Here is a 14,203-nt window from a genome sequence, read left to right as displayed (position 1 = left end):
TCTAGCCAACTTGGCGGTCTGCCCGGGTAAGCCTCTCAGGGCTTGCCTGGGGCGCAGCCCTGAGGTTTGTGAACGCGAGTGGTTGAAGCCGGGTTGACCGCCAACTTGCCTCCCGGCCGGCGCGGCCGCGGCAGCAGTTCTCCGCCGCAATTGGGGCAGACATTGCCCAGCTTTCCTTCGGCGCAACTGGCGCAGAAGGTGCACTCGAAAGAACAGATGCGGGCCTCGGTGCTGCTCGGTGGCAGGTCGATGTCGCAGCATTCACAGGACGGTCGCAGTTGCAGCATGGCGGTTTTTGCTTTCGGGAGTGCTTCAGGGCGTGGCGGCGCTGGCCGGCTCGCGCAGCTGGATCACATTGCCTTCCGGGTCATGGCCGTCGCAGGCGCGAAAGCCCCGCGCTTCCCACTCTCGCTCGCTCGGCGCAATCCAGCCGCCCAGCGCTGGTGCAGCCAGGCGGGCCGCGCCAATGCTGGCGACCGGCAGGCAGAGCTTCCAGTAGCTGTCTTCGCGGACCTGCAAGGCCGGACCGCTGGCCGGCTCCGGCTCGCCCCGCATTGCATGGATCACCAGCTGCAGGCCGGCGAGTTCCAGCACTACATGATCGCCCTCGTCATGCACCACAGCCATGGCGGCCAGCTCGCGATAGAAGCGTGCCAGCCGCTCCACATTGGCCACGAACAGCACGGCGCAGGGAGGAGGCAGTACCGAGGTGGCGCTCATGCCTTCTCCTTGCCCCAGAACCTCTCCATCGTCAGGTAGAGGTAGGACGCCGACCAGCCGATCAGCAGCAGGCCGTTGAGCGCCTCGGCGCCGGCGATCAGGCGCACCGGCCCGACCGGGGCCAGGTCGCCGAAGCCCAGAGAGGTATAGGTCTCGGCCGAGAAATACATGCAGCTGGACATCGAGAAGCCGGCCGACCCTACCAGGTTGCCGGCATCGGCGTAGGCCACCAGGCCGTAGAGCGCGAAGCCGTACAGCAGCATCTCCAGCACATGGGCAGCGAAGGCCGCCATCAGCACCACGAGCACCTTGGAGCGCGCCGGAATCCGGAGCCGGGGCAGCCAGCCATTGAGCAGGCCCAGCACCTCGTAATGGATCAGCGTGGTCAGGGCCAGCAGCAAGAGGGTGGCGGCAGTGACGGCAAGCATGGCTGAGTATTGCTCGATGCGCTGCCCTGTCGCGCCTCAGCGTGAAGCCGGCGCTGCGGCCGGACGGGCCGCAGCAGATCGGATCGACTTCAGTTCGTTGCTGAGCCACGGCCCGCTCTCCACCGCTGCCACCTGAGCGCAGCGCACCAGATAGGGCTTGCCGCTGGAGCTGCTCTTGCTGGCGGCCTGTTCGATGAACTGCTCGCTGTTGCGCACCAGGTTCTTGCCTTCCAGGTAGGCGAGCTTGCGCAGCAGATGGCTGCGGGCCTCGGCGGCGTCGTACCAGCTGCCGTTGCGATTGAACTGGCAGCCCGAGCTTTGCAGGCGGCCCAGCAAGGCATCGATCTCCGCGCGCACTGCCGGCGCCACCGGCTCGGCCCGCGTTGCACTGCTGCAAGCCAGGGCGAGCAGCGCTGCGGCGAAGGATGAAGGACGGATTCGGATGCTCATGGAGCTGGCTTGTTCAGGGCTTGCCATGCTAGCGGCGCGTCGGTTTCGACAGACCCTTTCGCGCGGCCATTAGCTGCGCAGTGCGCCGCTCACCAGCACAGCCACGAGGGCCGCCAGCAGCCAGGCGCCGATGCGCGTCAGCAGGGGCTTGTCCACGCCCCGCGTGCCCGGTGCCTGGTCGGCCGGCTTGAAGCCGACGACGAACGCATGCGCGGGCAGGCCGATCAGCAGCAGCGTGCCAAGCACCAGCTCCATGCTGCCGCCACTGGCTGAACTGCCATAGGTGGACCACAGCCAGGGCCAGGCGAGGGCAGAAAAAACGCCGGCAAGTGCGGCGGTGACCGGTGTCGGGATGATCTTCACTGCAGTGCCTCACTTCTGTGCGTCCACGGCCTCGATCACCTTGTTGGTGATGTCGACCGCCGGGCTGCGCATGAGGATGCCATCGCGCAGGATCAGGTCGTACTTCTCGCTCTCGAAGATCTGCCTGACGGCGCGGTCGACGCGCTGGTTCAAGGCCGATCCTTCCTGGTTGCGGCGCAGCTGCAGGTCCTCATCGAAGCGGCGGCTGCGGCGCTCAAGCTCCCGCTTTTGATCGGCAAGTTCGCGGCCGCGGCGCTGGCGTTCGGTTTCGCTCAGCGCGGGCGCGTCCTTCTCCAGCTTGTCCGTTGCCAGGCGCAGCTTGGTATCCAGCTCCTGCAGCTCCTTTGCCTGCTTGCCGAATTCGGCTTCCAGGCGGGCCTGGGCTGCCTGTGCGGCCTTGGCCTCGCGCAGCACGCGGTCGGCTTCAAGAACGCCGATCTTGAGCACTTGCGCTTGCGCCGCCAGCGGCGCCAGGCTCATCAGGACGGCCGCAGCGGCCGTGGAAAGGAGTTTTTTCATCAGGATCTGGACTCGACAGTAACGGGAAACGAAGCATGCATCCTAGGGGCGCCGCCTGCCTCCGCGTCTCGGGCATTCCCCTGCCTGGCCGGCGCAGCTCATGCCGCAGCGCCGGCCACGGGGCCGGTGATACCCGGCGGGTGCAGGCTCCATGCCGTCTCGCCGGTGCACACCCGTGGGGCTAGAACTTCATTGCTGCACTGAGAACCCGTTCAGGAATTCATCAATCTCTGCCAGGTTGCGATCGATCAGGTTGGTGGAGGTGTAGACCATGAACTGGGTCGAGCCGCTCTTGTCCGACATGTAGTGGCCGACATACGTGAAATTGGCTCCTTGAGCCGATGCGTCAATGCGCATTCTTATGACCTTGATGCCATTCACCATCCTGTATTCCTGCGAAACGATTCGCGCGTTCGGTGCGAACTTCTTGGCGTTCTCGAGCGCCAGCTGAGCCAGGTTTTCCAGGCCGATTTCAATTTGCTCGGTGATGAGCATTCCATAGACGTCGGCCTCCTTGTGCTTGAACTTGTATTCGGATGCCTCGGTATTCCCCTCGGTCTTTCTGAAGGTCCACTTCTTGGGGTCTATCCAGGCTGCCGCCTTGTTCTTGGTGCTCTTGAGGAGAAATGACTGGTTGTTCGCCTTGGCGAAGGTGATCTTGTTGAATTCGATGGACTTGGACTTGTCGGCTTCACCGCTCGCGTATTTCCAGGTCCCGTCATCACTCAGCAGAACAACCTTGCCGTTGTCGGTCACGGCATATTGGTCGGCGTAGGCGTTCAGGGAAAAAAGAAGTGCGGCGATGAGGGTGAACTTGTTCATAGGTGAGTGAATGCTGATCAAGGGCAGCCTGCGAGCGGGCTGTTCAAGCGTATGAGCGCATCCTATTGCCGCATCCGTCGGCCAGCTCCTGGGCTTTCCCCGTCATTCCTTTGGGGGATCCCCTCCAAACCCCTGCGGCCCCGGGTGGCCCTGCGTTCAAGCTTTGGCTGCCTCTCAGTCACTCGAGCTCCCACCACCCTGGCAGCAGGCCCTTCACCTCCGGCTTGCCAAAGCGGTCATCCATCAGGTGCACCACGCCTGAGTCTTCGGTGGTGCGGATGACGCGGCCCGCGGCTTGCACCACTTTCTGCAGGCCCGGCACCAGATAGGCGTAGTCGTAGCCACGGCCCTTGCCGAAGCGCGCCTCCAGCCGCTCGCGAAACTGCTCCGTCACCGGGTTCACCTGCGGCAACCCCAGCGTGGCGATGAAGGCGCCGATGAGGCGCTGGCCGGGCAGGTCGATGCCTTCGGCGAAGGCGCCGCCCAGCACGGCGAACGCTACGCCCTGGCTCTCTGCCGTGAAGCGGGCGAGGAAGGCCTTTTGCTCTTGCTCGCCCATGCGGCGTTGCTGGCGCCATTGCGGCAGTTCGGGGTGGCGCTCGGCCAGCCGGTCTGCAACTTGCTGCAGGTAGTCGTAGCTGCTGAAGAAGGCGAGGTAGTTGCCTGGGCGCTCCTGGTACTGGGCAGCGATGCGGTCCGCGATGCGGTCCAGGGAGGCGGCGCGGTCGCGCCAGCGGGTCGAGACTTCGCGGGCGATGTGCACCTTGAGCTGCTCGGCGCGGAAGGGCGACTCCACGTCCACATAGCCATGGGTCTCGGGCAGGCCCAAGAGGTCTGCATAGCAATGCGGCGGCTGCACGGTGGCTGAGAATAGTGTGCTGGTGTGCGCCGCCTGAAGGCGCGGCTGCAGATGCGGCGCGGGCACGATGTTGCGCAGGCAGACGACCGGTGACTCGAGCTGCCACGCAGCATCCTTGCCACGCGAGCCAAAAGCCGTCTGCGTGTTCTTGCTGAGGTCGACGATGGAATGCGCCGGGTCCAGCGATTCCATCAGACGCAGGAACTGCAAGGCCTCGAGATAGAAGCCCTGCAGCGCCGCATCAGGCGGCTCGGCCGGGTGCTCGGCCAGGTGCTCGCTGATGCTGCCGTTGGCGTTGATCAGCGCTTCCACCCAGTCGGCTGGCGGCTCGCTGCAGACTCGGTACTCCTCTTCGCTCTTCAGTTGGTGCCAGGTCTTGCGCAGCTTGTCGAGCGCGCCCTTGATGGCGCCGTTCTTGCGCGCGGTGACTGAGCGGCGGGCATCGGCCAGGCTTTCTGGATGCAGCTCGGCGCTGTACATCGAGCGGCCACGGTCCACCAGGTTGTGCGCCTCGTCCACCAGCAGGCCCACGCGCCAGTCGTTCGTCTGTGTGAGCGAGTACAGCAGCGCGCTGCCGTCGAAGAAGTAGTTGTAGTCGCCGACCACCACATCGGCCCAGCGCACCAGCTCCTGGCTCAGGTAGTAGGGGCAGACCGCATGCTCGCGCGCCAGCTCGCGCACGCGGGCCTGGTCCAGCGGCAGGGCTTGCGCTACGGCCGCCGCGCGCGCTGCCGGCAGGCGGTCATAGAAGCCCTGGGCCAGCGGGCAGCTCTCGCCATGGCAGGCCTTGTCGGGGTGCTCGCAGGCCTTGTCTCGCGCCACCAGCTCCAGCACGCGCAGGCCCGGCGCGGGCAGCTGGCGCATGGCGTCCAGCGCGAGCTGGCGGCCCGAGGTCTTGGCGGCGAGGAAGAAGACCTTGTCGAGCTCGTTCGCCGGCGCGGCCTTGAGCAGCGGGAACAAGGTGCCCAGCGTCTTGCCGATGCCAGTGGGCGCCTGCGCCAGCAAGCAACGGCCACTGCGCGCGGCGTTGTAGACGGCGGTGGCCAGCATGCGCTGGCCGGCGCGGAACTCGCCGTGCGGGAAACTCAAGCCCTGCAGCTCGCCGTCGCGCAATGTGCGGTGCGCCAGCTCCTGCCTGGCCCAGGCGAGAAAGCGGCCGCAATGCTCGGCGAAGAAGGCCTGCAGCTCCGCGGCCTTGCAGCGTTCGGTGAAGACTGTTTCCTGCTCGGTGCCGATATTGAAATAGACCAGGGCGAGCTCGACTTCATCAAGCTCGCGCTCGGCGCAGAGCAGGGCACCGTAGATGCGCAATTGCGCCCAGTGCAAGGCGCGGTGCGTGGCGGGCTGTCGGTCGAGCCGGCCCTTGTGGGTCTTGACCTCTTCGAGGCGGCTGCGCGCGGCATCGAAGCCATCGGCACGGCCGCGTACCAGCAGCTCTTCGAAGCTGCCGCTGAGGCTGACTTCGCGTTCGTAGTCGCTGCCGCGACGCGAGGCCACGCGGGCATGGCCCTCGATGCCTTCCAGTGCGGAAGGGGCTGGCGTGAAGCGCAGGTCCAGGTCGCCCGTTTTCGCGCTGAACTCGCAAAGCTCGCGCACCGCGACCCCGTAAATCACACGCCCGCCTCATTCAATGGCGCCTGCGGGCTTTCATCATCGAAGCGCGGCAGCGGCGTGGCCTTGGCAAGCGCCATCCAGACGGCGAAAGGCAGGGTGCGCGGCTGATGATGTGCCGGCCGCAACTGCTCGAAGCGGCCGGTCTCGATATCGCCATGCAGCACCCAGACGCCAAAGGGTTCGGGGATTTCTTCGGGCTCGGCAATGCCAGCCGGGAACAGGTAGAAGCTCTCGCAGCACAGCCATTCGTAGGCCTGGCGCTTGGCGGCATGGCGCAGGTCTGAAAGCAGGTCGGCGCGGCTGGCTTTCACCTCAACCACCTGTGGCTGCAGATAGGCCTGGACGCTGGTATTGCGGATGGAGAACAGATCGGGCCTGGACATGCGCCAGCCATGCGGCGCTGGCGCTTCTGGTGCCGGCTCCTCGGGCCACAGCGGCGCTCGTTCCTGAGCCTGCAGAACTGTGGCGTCTGTGGTGGAGCTGGGATCCACCATCGCCCGCAAGGCCAGCTCGCGCCAGACGATGCGCCCGCCGGTCATCAGCTGCTCGGCAAAGCGCAAGGCCAGTCGGTCATGTCTGCTCAATGAACGCAGGCCCTGCTGTCGCGCCTCGGCCAGCCAGGTGATGCCGGCCTCGGTCAGCCGCAACTGCTCGCGGCCTTTCTCATCGGCCTGCTGCTTCACGAGGCCCGCGGCCAGCAGGTCGATCTCGAGGCCGTCCTTGCAGGGCCAGCCGGCCGATCGCCAGAGGTTCATCAGGCGCGTGCGGTGCTGGCGGGTGAGGGCAATGGAGCTCATCGGAGTACTGAGTATAAATACAGTATCTCGACATGATGCTTCGCAAGTTGCGCCACTGATCCGGGGCATCCCCATGGTTGTGTGGCTTGCCGCGTGAGGCCCGCTGCGTACACTCGCTCACACATTCACGCCACCACCGCATGACGCCACCCGCCATCCTCGACGTCGAAGCCTCGGGCTTCGGTCGCGGCAGCTATCCCATCGAGATTGGTTTCGTGGCGCCGGATGGCGGGCTGTTCTGCTCGCTGATCAAGCCGCTGCCGGAATGGCAGCACTGGGACGAGAGTGCGGCGGCGCTGCATGGCATCACCCGCGATGTGCTGTTTCAGCATGGCCGCGCGGCTGAATGGGTGGCCGCCGAGATCAACCAGCGCCTGGCCGGCCAGACGGTTTATTGCGATGCCTGGGCGCATGACTACCCCTGGCTCTCGCGCCTTTTCGATGTGGCCAATATGGTGCCGCGCTTCAAGCTGTCAGACCTGCGCAGCCTGCTCAGCGAAGAAGAGGCCGCCCGTTGGCATGAAACCCTGGCCGAGGTGCGCGAGGAAATGCGCCTGCAGCGGCATCGGGCCAGTACCGATGCCAAGGTCTTGCAACTGACGCTGATGCGGGTCAAGCGGGCGCTGCAGGCGTCTCATTGAGCGGCGCATCCTTGCCCGAGGTTCCATCGAGCTGGCTGCCTCGCCAGGTGCCACGGCCGCCGCGCTTGGCTTCATAGAGCTTGGCATCGGCCTCGGCCACCATGCGCTCGAGGTCGGCCTGGCCGCCCCAGGCCACGCAGAAGCCGACGCTGCAGCCGATATGCAGGTCGTGCTGCTCGATCATGAAGGGCGATGCAATGGCCTGCACCAGCTTGGTGGCCACCATCTCCGCGTCTTCCGGGCCATGCAGCATCGTCAGCAGCACCGCAAATTCATCGCCGCCCAGGCGGGCCGCCAGGTCGTTGGGGCGCAACGCATGGCGGATGCGGCCCGCCACCGCGCGCAGCAGCGCGTCGCCCATCGGATGGCCGTACTGGTCGTTGATCGGCTTGAAACGGTCCAGGTCCAGGTAGAGCAACGCCATCAGATGGTTGTGCTGGCGTGCGATGGCCAGCTTTTCATCGGCCGCAAGCGCAAAGCCGGCGCGATTGAGCAACTGGGTCAGCGCATCGGTTTGCGAGGCGTGACGCAGCCGCGCTTCCTCGGCGCGGGCGGCGGTCACGTCGCGGGCGATGCAGATGGCGCCGGCAATCTCCCCGTCGTCCAGGCGCAGCGGTGAATAGCGCACGTCCAGGATCATCAGCTCGGGCCGGTCGCTGTAGGCTTTCTCGAGGTCCTTGTGCTGGCCCCGCAGCGCGGCCTCGATGGCTGGCCGGCTCAGTTCGTACTGCTCCTCGCCAATCAGCTCGCGGATGTGGCGGCCGCGCCAGGCTTCGATGGTGGTGCCGAAATGCTGGCCGTAGCTCTGGTTGAAATAGATGTAGCGCTGCTCGGTATCCAGCACCGCGATCAGCACGGGCGCCGTTTGGGCAACGGCGCGCAGGATGGCCTCGCTGCGCAGGCGCTCGCGCTGGGCCAGGGTTTCGGAGGTCAGGTCGCGCAGCACCATGGAGATCGCTTCCACGTCACCGCGGTCATTGCGATGGACGAGCGCCGTGCTGTCAACCGGCACCTCGGTGCCGTCGGGTGCGTACAGCGAAGTGCGGCCGGTCCAATGGCCTTGCGCAATCGCCGCCGGCAGGATCTCCTGACGGAAGACTTCCTGCCGCTCGTGCGCCGTGAAGCGCGTGTAGTTCATGCCCGCCAGGCTGGCATCCGGGGCCAGGCCGATGCGCCGGCGTGCAGCGGGATTCAGGTAGAAAAGGTCGCCGTTCAACTTCATCTGGCCGATGTAGTCCGGCGTCATGTCGAAGATGGCGTGCAGCATGCGCTGGGCGCGTTCATGCGCGGCTTGGGCCGTGATGTCAGACACCGTGCCGGCCTGGCCTGCAATCTTGCCGTTGATGCGCAGCGGTGCCGTGCGCAGCGCCACCAGCAGCTCGGTGCCGTCGCGCCGGCTGATATTGCGCACCATGTCGATAGGTTTGCCCTCGGCGCAGGCGGCCTGCCAGCGCGCCTTGGCATTGGCACGGCCGCCTTCGGGCATCAGGAGCAACCAACCCCAGGCCACTTCGTCAGCTGCCAGGCCATGCAGGCGCAGATAGGTTTCATTGGCCCACAGCAGCTTGCCGCTGGCGTCGGCGCGGAACAGGCCCAGCGGCGAGGCATCGCTGGTGGCAAGCAGCTCGGCATCGCGCTCGCGCAAGGTACGGTGCTGGCGCACCAGCACCATGGTCGTGAGCATCGCCGCCATGCTCAGGATCGCCGCCAGCGCCAGCACGACCAGGCGCTGAGTGCGGTGCTGGCCGAGAGCCTTGCTCTCGCCCTCGGCGAGGATCATCTTGACTCCGAAGTCGGTGATGGTTTCGAAGGCCGCGGTGCGTGGTTGGCCGTCGGCAGGGCTGTCCTGGACATGGAACACGCCGGATTGCGGCATCAGCGCCCGGCGCAGGTCGGGCCGCGTCTCGTAGACCTGCTGGCCGACAAAGCCTGGCAGCTCGGGTGCGCGGCTGAGCACCTCGCCCTCGCGGCTGAACATCGCGACGCTGCCTTCGGTGCCCCGCAGGTAGAGGCTTTGCAATTGCTGAAGCCGGTCCAGGTTGACCAGCACGATCACGGTGCTGATACCGCCCCTGGGCGTGCCCAGCCTCATGGCCATCGGCAGGCGCAGGGGGCTGTCAGGGCTGAAGCGGAAGGCGCGACCGAGCTGGAAGCCATTGGTGTCGGGCTGGGCCAGGTTCGCGACGAAAGGCTGTCCCTTGAGCTGATGGAAAGCCTGGCCACTGGGGCTGGGAATGCGGTAGAGCCAACCTGCTGGATCGGCCAGCACGATCTCGATCATCGTGCGGGTCGAGGTGTGCAGGGTCTCGACCATCTGCACCAGCGACGCATCGTTGAGCGGATGGGCCGTGTCGCGCGTGCGCAGCCAGAGGTCCACGGTGCGCAGGCTGATCTCGGCGTCGCGCAGCACCTCCTCGGTTTGCGAGGCGGCCGCATTGGCCAACGAGCTCAGGTCGCGCTCATGCTCGCGGCGCAGCTCGTCCCGATAGGTCCAGGCGAACCATGACACAAAGGCCCACAGCATGGCCAGCACCAGGCCCAGGGCGGCAATGGGGCCCAGGTCGAGCAGGCGTTCGCGCAGCGTGGCTTTGCCGTGCGGGGCAAGCAGGTTGGGCATGGTGGGCGCTGGTGGGCTGACCGGCTCATTGTGCAAGCGCGGCCCGGGGGCGACAAGCGGCTTTGGCGCTGAAAATGTCAGCGAGCTTTACAACGGACCCGTGCGGACTGTTCAGCGACCGCCGGCCCGCGGTGTCAGGTCTTGCCTGCGGTGGCCTGCTGTTTCAATTCACGCAGGCAGGCGATGCACAGGCAGCCCGCGTACTGCGAGGCCAGCTGTTCGCGCATCGGCGCGTCCAGCTTCAAGTCGAAGCAGTCGCAGTGCGCATCGCTGGCGCCGCAATGGAAGGGCTGGCTGCAGCGCGGGCAGGCGGCGTTGCTCTCGGCACTGATACCGGTGTCTTCATTCACTTGAACAACTCCGCATATTGCTCGCGCAGCAGCTTCTTCTGCACCTTGCCCATGGCATTGCGCGGCAGCTCGGCTGCCACGAGCATGACTTTGGGCACCTTGAAGCCGGCGATGCGGCCTTTCATGGACGCAATCATTTCGGCCGGCTGCAGCGTGGCGCCGGGCTTGGGCGTCAGCACGGCCACCACGGCCTCGCCGAAGTCCGGATGGGGCACACCGATCACGGCAGATTCGGACACGCCGGGCAGTTCGTTCAGGAAGCCTTCGACCTCGGCCGGATAGACATTGAAGCCGCCGCTGATGATCAGGTCCTTGCTGCGGCCGACGATGCTCACATAGCCATGCGCGTCGATGCGACCCACGTCGCCCGTCTTGAACCAGCCGTCGGCGCTGAACTCCTCCTTGGTCTTCTCAGGCATCTGCCAGTAGCCGGCAAAGACATTCGGGCCGCGCACCTGGATGTGGCCGACCTGGTCCACCGAGCAAGGCCGGCCTTCGTCGTCGTGGATGCGCAGGCCCACGCCGGGCAGGGCCGGGCCCACGGTGCCACCCTTGCGCGCTCCGTCTTGCGGCTTGCAGGGGTTGGAGGTGAGCATCAGCGTCTCGCTCATGCCGTAGCGCTCCAGGATCAGGTGGCCGCTGCGCTGCTGCCAGTCGCGCCAGGTCTCGATCAGGAGCGGCGCCGAGCCGCTGATGAAAAGCCGCATCCGGGCGCAGGCTGCCGGCGTGAGTGCGGCTTCGCCGAGCATGCGCGTGTAAAGGGTCGGCACGCCCATGAAGACCGTGGCGTCGGCAAAGCGGCGAATCACCGCGCGCGGGTCGAACTTGCTGAACCAGATCATCTTGCTGCCGTTGAGCAGCGCGCCGTGCGAGGCGACGAAAAGGCCATGCACATGGAAGATCGGCAAGGCGTGGATCAGCACATCGCCCGCCTGCCAATCCCAGTAGTCCTTCAGCGTTCTCGCGTTCGACAGCAGGTTGCCGTGCGAAAGCATCGCGCCCTTGCTGCGGCCGGTTGTACCGCTGGTATAGAGGATGGCGGCCAGATCGCTTGCCGCCTTGGGCACGACTTCATGCCGGTCGTCGTGATGCGCGGCGCGGTCCAGCAAGCTGCCGGTGCGGTCTTCATTCAGGGTGAAGACAAACTGCGTGCCGGCCTGGAAGGCGAGCTTGCTGACCCAGCCGAAGTGCTGGCCGGCGCAGACGAAGACGGCTGGCTGCGCGTCCTTGATGAAGTACTCCAGTTCGGCTGACTGGTAGGCATTGTTCAGTGGCAGGTAGACGAAGCCCGCGCGCAGCACCGCGAGGTACAGCAGCAGGGCTTCGACGCTCTTCTCGGTCTGAACGGCGATGCGGCTGCCGGGCGGCAGTTCCAGGGAGGCCAGCAGGTTGGCGAGCATCGCCGTGCCGCGTTCCAGGTCGCGCCAGCTGTAGTTCAGGCGGTCGCCATCGGCGCATTCGATGGCGATCTCGTCCAGCGCAGCGGGAAAGGCAGCGCGCAGGGCGGTGAAGAGATTGGCGTCGGTTCGGTCGGGCATGCCCCGGATTGTGGCTCGCCCATAATCGCGCCTCCAGCAGTATTGGGAAAAGGTCCGCCCGCATGAATCTGTCGCCGCATGCCTTGCCAGCCGACGCCGAAGGCGTGATGCGCCTGGCCGCGCAATCGATGTTCGAGCTGATGGCCGATGCCTCGCAGGGCATGATTCTGGTGAACCGCGAGCACCGCATCGTCTGGATCAGCGAGGGCTACAAGAAGGCATTGCCGCGCCTGGGCTTCGATGATGAGCATGACTTCGTCGGCCGCCGCATCGAGGACGTGGTGCCCAACACGCTGATGGCCCAGGTCATCGAGACCGGCCGACCCATCCTGGTGGACGTGATCACCAATCTCTCGGGCACCTTCGTCGTCAGCCGCCTGCCGCTGCGCGACGAAGCCGGTGCCGTGATCGGCGCGCTCGGGATCATCCTACTGGACACCCAGCAGACCGCGCTGCAGCCGCTCCTGCAGAAGTTCTCGCGCCTGCAGGAAGAGCTCGACGAAGCGCGCCGCCAGCTGGCTGCGCAGCGCCGGCCCAAGCACCAGATCGCCAGCTTCATCGGCTCCAGCCCGGCTGCGCTGGAGGTGAAGCGCCATGCGCGCCGCGTGGCCATGACCGACTCCACCGTGCTGCTGCTCGGCGAAACCGGCACCGGCAAGGAGCTCCTGGCACACGCCATCCATGCGGCCTCGCCGCGCATGGCCAAGCCGCTGGTGGGCATCAATATCGCCGCCATCCCGGACACCCTGCTGGAGGCCGAGCTCTTCGGCGTGGCGCCCGGGGCCTACACCGGCGCCGACCGCAAGGGTCGCGATGGCAAGTTCGCGGTGGCCGATGGCGGCACGCTCTTTCTTGACGAGATCGGCGACATGCCGCTGGCCTTGCAGAGCAAGCTGCTGCGCGTGTTGCAGGAGCAGGAGTTCGAGCCGCTGGGCTCCAACAAGGTCCGCCGGGTTGATGTGCGCGTGATCGCTGCCACCAGCCGCGACCTGGCCGCGATGATGGCGCGCGGCGAGTTCCGCGCCGACCTGTTCTACCGGCTCAACGTCTTGCCGATCAAGCTGCCCTCGTTGCGCGAGCGGCCCGGCGACATCGAGGCCCTGGCCGACGCGCTGGGCGAAGACATCGCGCGCCGCAGCGGCATGCCGGTGCGCACGCTGGAGCACGATGCGCTGGAACTGCTGGCCCGCCAGCCCTGGCCCGGCAATATCCGCGAGCTGCGCAATGCGCTGGAGCAGGCCAGCATGATGAGCGACGAGCTGCATCTGCGGGCCGAGCATTTCTCGGGCCTGCTGCCGGATGTGCCGGCGGTGTCGCCCGTTGCTGCGCCAGCGCCATCGACCGCCATGGAATCGCAAGCCTTGCGCCCGCTGCCCGAGCAGATCGCCGCGCTGGAGCGCCAGGCCATCTCGGCCGCACTGGCGCACACGCAAGGCAACAAGCTGGCCGCCGCCAAGCTCCTGCAGATCTCGCGCGCGGCGCTGTACGACAAGCTGGCGATCTACGGGCTCTGATCAGTCGGCTTCAAGCAGACCCGCCGCGCGCTTGATGCTCGCGGCCTTGAAGCCTTCCCAGGCGGCCTTGCCCATCTTCTGCTCGGAGATGCGCTCGAGCTTGAAGCTCTTCCAGTCCGGGTTGTCGGGCTGGGCATGCTCAAAGCGCTCGATCAGGAGATCCTTGGCATTGATCCAGAGCGTGCCCTTCACGTTGCCGAAGGCTGGGCCGCCAACCTCGAAGCGGTGCGTGGGAATGTCATCCAGCACCTCGTCCTTGAGGTAGCGAAACGTGGCCTTGCCCTTGTCCACAAAGCCGCCTTCCTGCACGCCGCCATCGGGTTTGAACTGGGTCCGCAGGAACTCGAAGTCTGGGTCGACGATGCCCACGTCGAAATCGGCCCGGGGGTTCTTCAGATAGGGCAGGGTGGCGTTCAGCCCGCTCAGATCGAAGTTGTAGATATGGGCGGGCAGGTGACCCACCTTGACCGGCATTTGCGCCTTGCCCACCGAGGCCACCAGGCGGCGCTGGCCCGGGTCGCTCGCCAGCGACATCTGCAGCGCTGGCTTGCCCCGCTCCAGGCGGTTGAACGAGCGTAGCGAGCTTTCAGTCAGCGTCTTGGGATCGAGTTGGGCCTGGACTAGGGCGAGGTAGCGCCCATCCGCCTCTACCTTGAGCGCCTCCACCTGCAGCGGCGCGCCGAAGTGCAGGGAGAGCACCAGGCGTTTCGTGCCATCCAGGTTCGATTTGACGTAGTGCACGACCTTGTTCACCGGTGCCTTGGCAGCCTGGTACTGGAAGCTGGACAGCGAGTCGGTGTCCTGAGCGAGCGCCGTACCGGCTGCCAGCAGCGACATCAGCATGAGTTTGCGAAGCATGGCTTGGGTCTCCTTCTGTTGGGCGGGATTGTGCAATGCCTGGAACCCGGACAGTTCAGGCGGCGAGCTTGCCTGAATCCCGGACAGTTGTATGGCAAATGCACGCTGTGCCC

Annotated in this window: 15 protein-coding genes; 2 read left to right on the top strand and 13 right to left on the bottom strand. The window is 66.1% G+C overall.

The window, feature by feature from the left end:
* Positions 1-35: 35 nt before the first annotated feature.
* The 9 genes from V3596_RS13370 to V3596_RS13330 all read right to left on the bottom strand — a co-directional run bounded on the left by V3596_RS13370 (position 36) and on the right by V3596_RS13330 (position 6,572).
* Positions 36-287: a DUF1272 domain-containing protein gene (locus tag V3596_RS13370; protein WP_334278260.1), complete on the bottom strand. Its 252-nt coding sequence runs from the start codon at positions 285-287 to the stop codon at positions 36-38.
* A gap of 25 nt (positions 288-312) precedes the next feature.
* Positions 313-720 carry a VOC family protein gene (locus V3596_RS13365; protein WP_334278259.1) on the bottom strand — a complete coding sequence of 136 codons (408 nt, stop codon included), beginning with the start codon at positions 718-720 and terminating at the stop codon, positions 313-315.
* A complete protein-coding gene (locus tag V3596_RS13360) occupies positions 717-1,148 on the bottom strand; it encodes a potassium channel family protein (protein WP_334278258.1) in 432 nt (143 codons plus the stop codon). The genes V3596_RS13365 and V3596_RS13360 overlap by 4 nt, the downstream gene beginning before the upstream one ends.
* A 36-nt stretch (positions 1,149-1,184) precedes the next feature.
* On the bottom strand, positions 1,185-1,598 hold the full coding sequence (locus V3596_RS13355; protein WP_334278257.1) for a YfeK family protein: 414 nt from the start codon (positions 1,596-1,598) through the stop codon (positions 1,185-1,187).
* Between the two features lie 69 nt (positions 1,599-1,667).
* Positions 1,668-1,961 carry a hypothetical protein gene (locus V3596_RS13350; protein WP_334278256.1) on the bottom strand — a complete coding sequence of 98 codons (294 nt, stop codon included), beginning with the start codon at positions 1,959-1,961 and terminating at the stop codon, positions 1,668-1,670.
* Between the two features lie 9 nt (positions 1,962-1,970).
* Entirely contained in the window at positions 1,971-2,480 is a 510-nt protein-coding gene (locus V3596_RS13345) for an OmpH/Skp family outer membrane protein (protein WP_334278255.1), read from the bottom strand.
* A 189-nt stretch (positions 2,481-2,669) separates the two neighbouring features.
* Complete coding sequence (locus V3596_RS13340) at positions 2,670-3,302, bottom strand: hypothetical protein (RefSeq protein ID WP_334278254.1); 633 nt, start codon at positions 3,300-3,302, stop codon at positions 2,670-2,672.
* A gap of 178 nt (positions 3,303-3,480) precedes the next feature.
* A complete protein-coding gene (locus V3596_RS13335; protein ID WP_334278253.1) occupies positions 3,481-5,775 on the bottom strand; it encodes an ATP-dependent DNA helicase in 2,295 nt (764 codons plus the stop codon).
* Entirely contained in the window at positions 5,772-6,572 is an 801-nt protein-coding gene (locus V3596_RS13330) for a hypothetical protein (RefSeq protein WP_334278252.1), read from the bottom strand. The genes V3596_RS13335 and V3596_RS13330 overlap by 4 nt, the downstream gene beginning before the upstream one ends.
* A gap of 140 nt (positions 6,573-6,712) precedes the next feature.
* On the opposite strand from V3596_RS13330, the gene V3596_RS13325 reads away from it, so the two are divergent.
* Positions 6,713-7,213: a 3'-5' exonuclease gene (locus V3596_RS13325; RefSeq protein ID WP_334278251.1), complete on the top strand. Its 501-nt coding sequence runs from the start codon at positions 6,713-6,715 to the stop codon at positions 7,211-7,213.
* On the opposite strand, the gene V3596_RS13320 is transcribed toward V3596_RS13325, so the two are convergent.
* From V3596_RS13320 to V3596_RS13310, 3 genes are all read right to left on the bottom strand, one after another.
* The gene (locus tag V3596_RS13320) at positions 7,185-9,830 is read right to left on the bottom strand and encodes a diguanylate cyclase domain-containing protein (protein ID WP_334278250.1); all 2,646 of its coding nucleotides are present in this window, start codon (positions 9,828-9,830) and stop codon (positions 7,185-7,187) included. The genes V3596_RS13325 and V3596_RS13320 overlap by 29 nt on opposite strands.
* Before the next feature lie 134 nt (positions 9,831-9,964).
* Entirely contained in the window at positions 9,965-10,180 is a 216-nt protein-coding gene (locus V3596_RS13315; protein WP_334278249.1) for a cysteine-rich CWC family protein, read from the bottom strand.
* Positions 10,177-11,718 (bottom strand): malonate--CoA ligase, encoded by a 1,542-nt coding sequence (locus tag V3596_RS13310; RefSeq protein WP_334278248.1) that lies wholly within the window; start codon positions 11,716-11,718, stop codon positions 10,177-10,179. The genes V3596_RS13315 and V3596_RS13310 overlap by 4 nt, the downstream gene beginning before the upstream one ends.
* Positions 11,719-11,780: 62 nt before the next feature.
* On the opposite strand from V3596_RS13310, the gene V3596_RS13305 reads away from it, so the two are divergent.
* A complete protein-coding gene (locus V3596_RS13305) occupies positions 11,781-13,232 on the top strand; it encodes a sigma-54 interaction domain-containing protein (RefSeq protein ID WP_334278247.1) in 1,452 nt (483 codons plus the stop codon).
* Here V3596_RS13305 and V3596_RS13300 read toward each other — a convergent pair whose 3' ends face one another.
* Positions 13,233-14,090 (bottom strand): hypothetical protein, encoded by an 858-nt coding sequence (locus tag V3596_RS13300; RefSeq protein ID WP_334278246.1) that lies wholly within the window; start codon positions 14,088-14,090, stop codon positions 13,233-13,235. It lies immediately after the preceding gene.
* Positions 14,091-14,203: the final 113 nt, after the last annotated feature.

Source organism: Roseateles microcysteis (genome assembly GCF_036880965.1).
Classification (GTDB): domain Bacteria; phylum Pseudomonadota; class Gammaproteobacteria; order Burkholderiales; family Burkholderiaceae_C; genus JAUASW01.
Note: the sequence above shows the minus strand (reverse complement) of the source record. Positions and strands in the feature narration are given on the sequence as shown.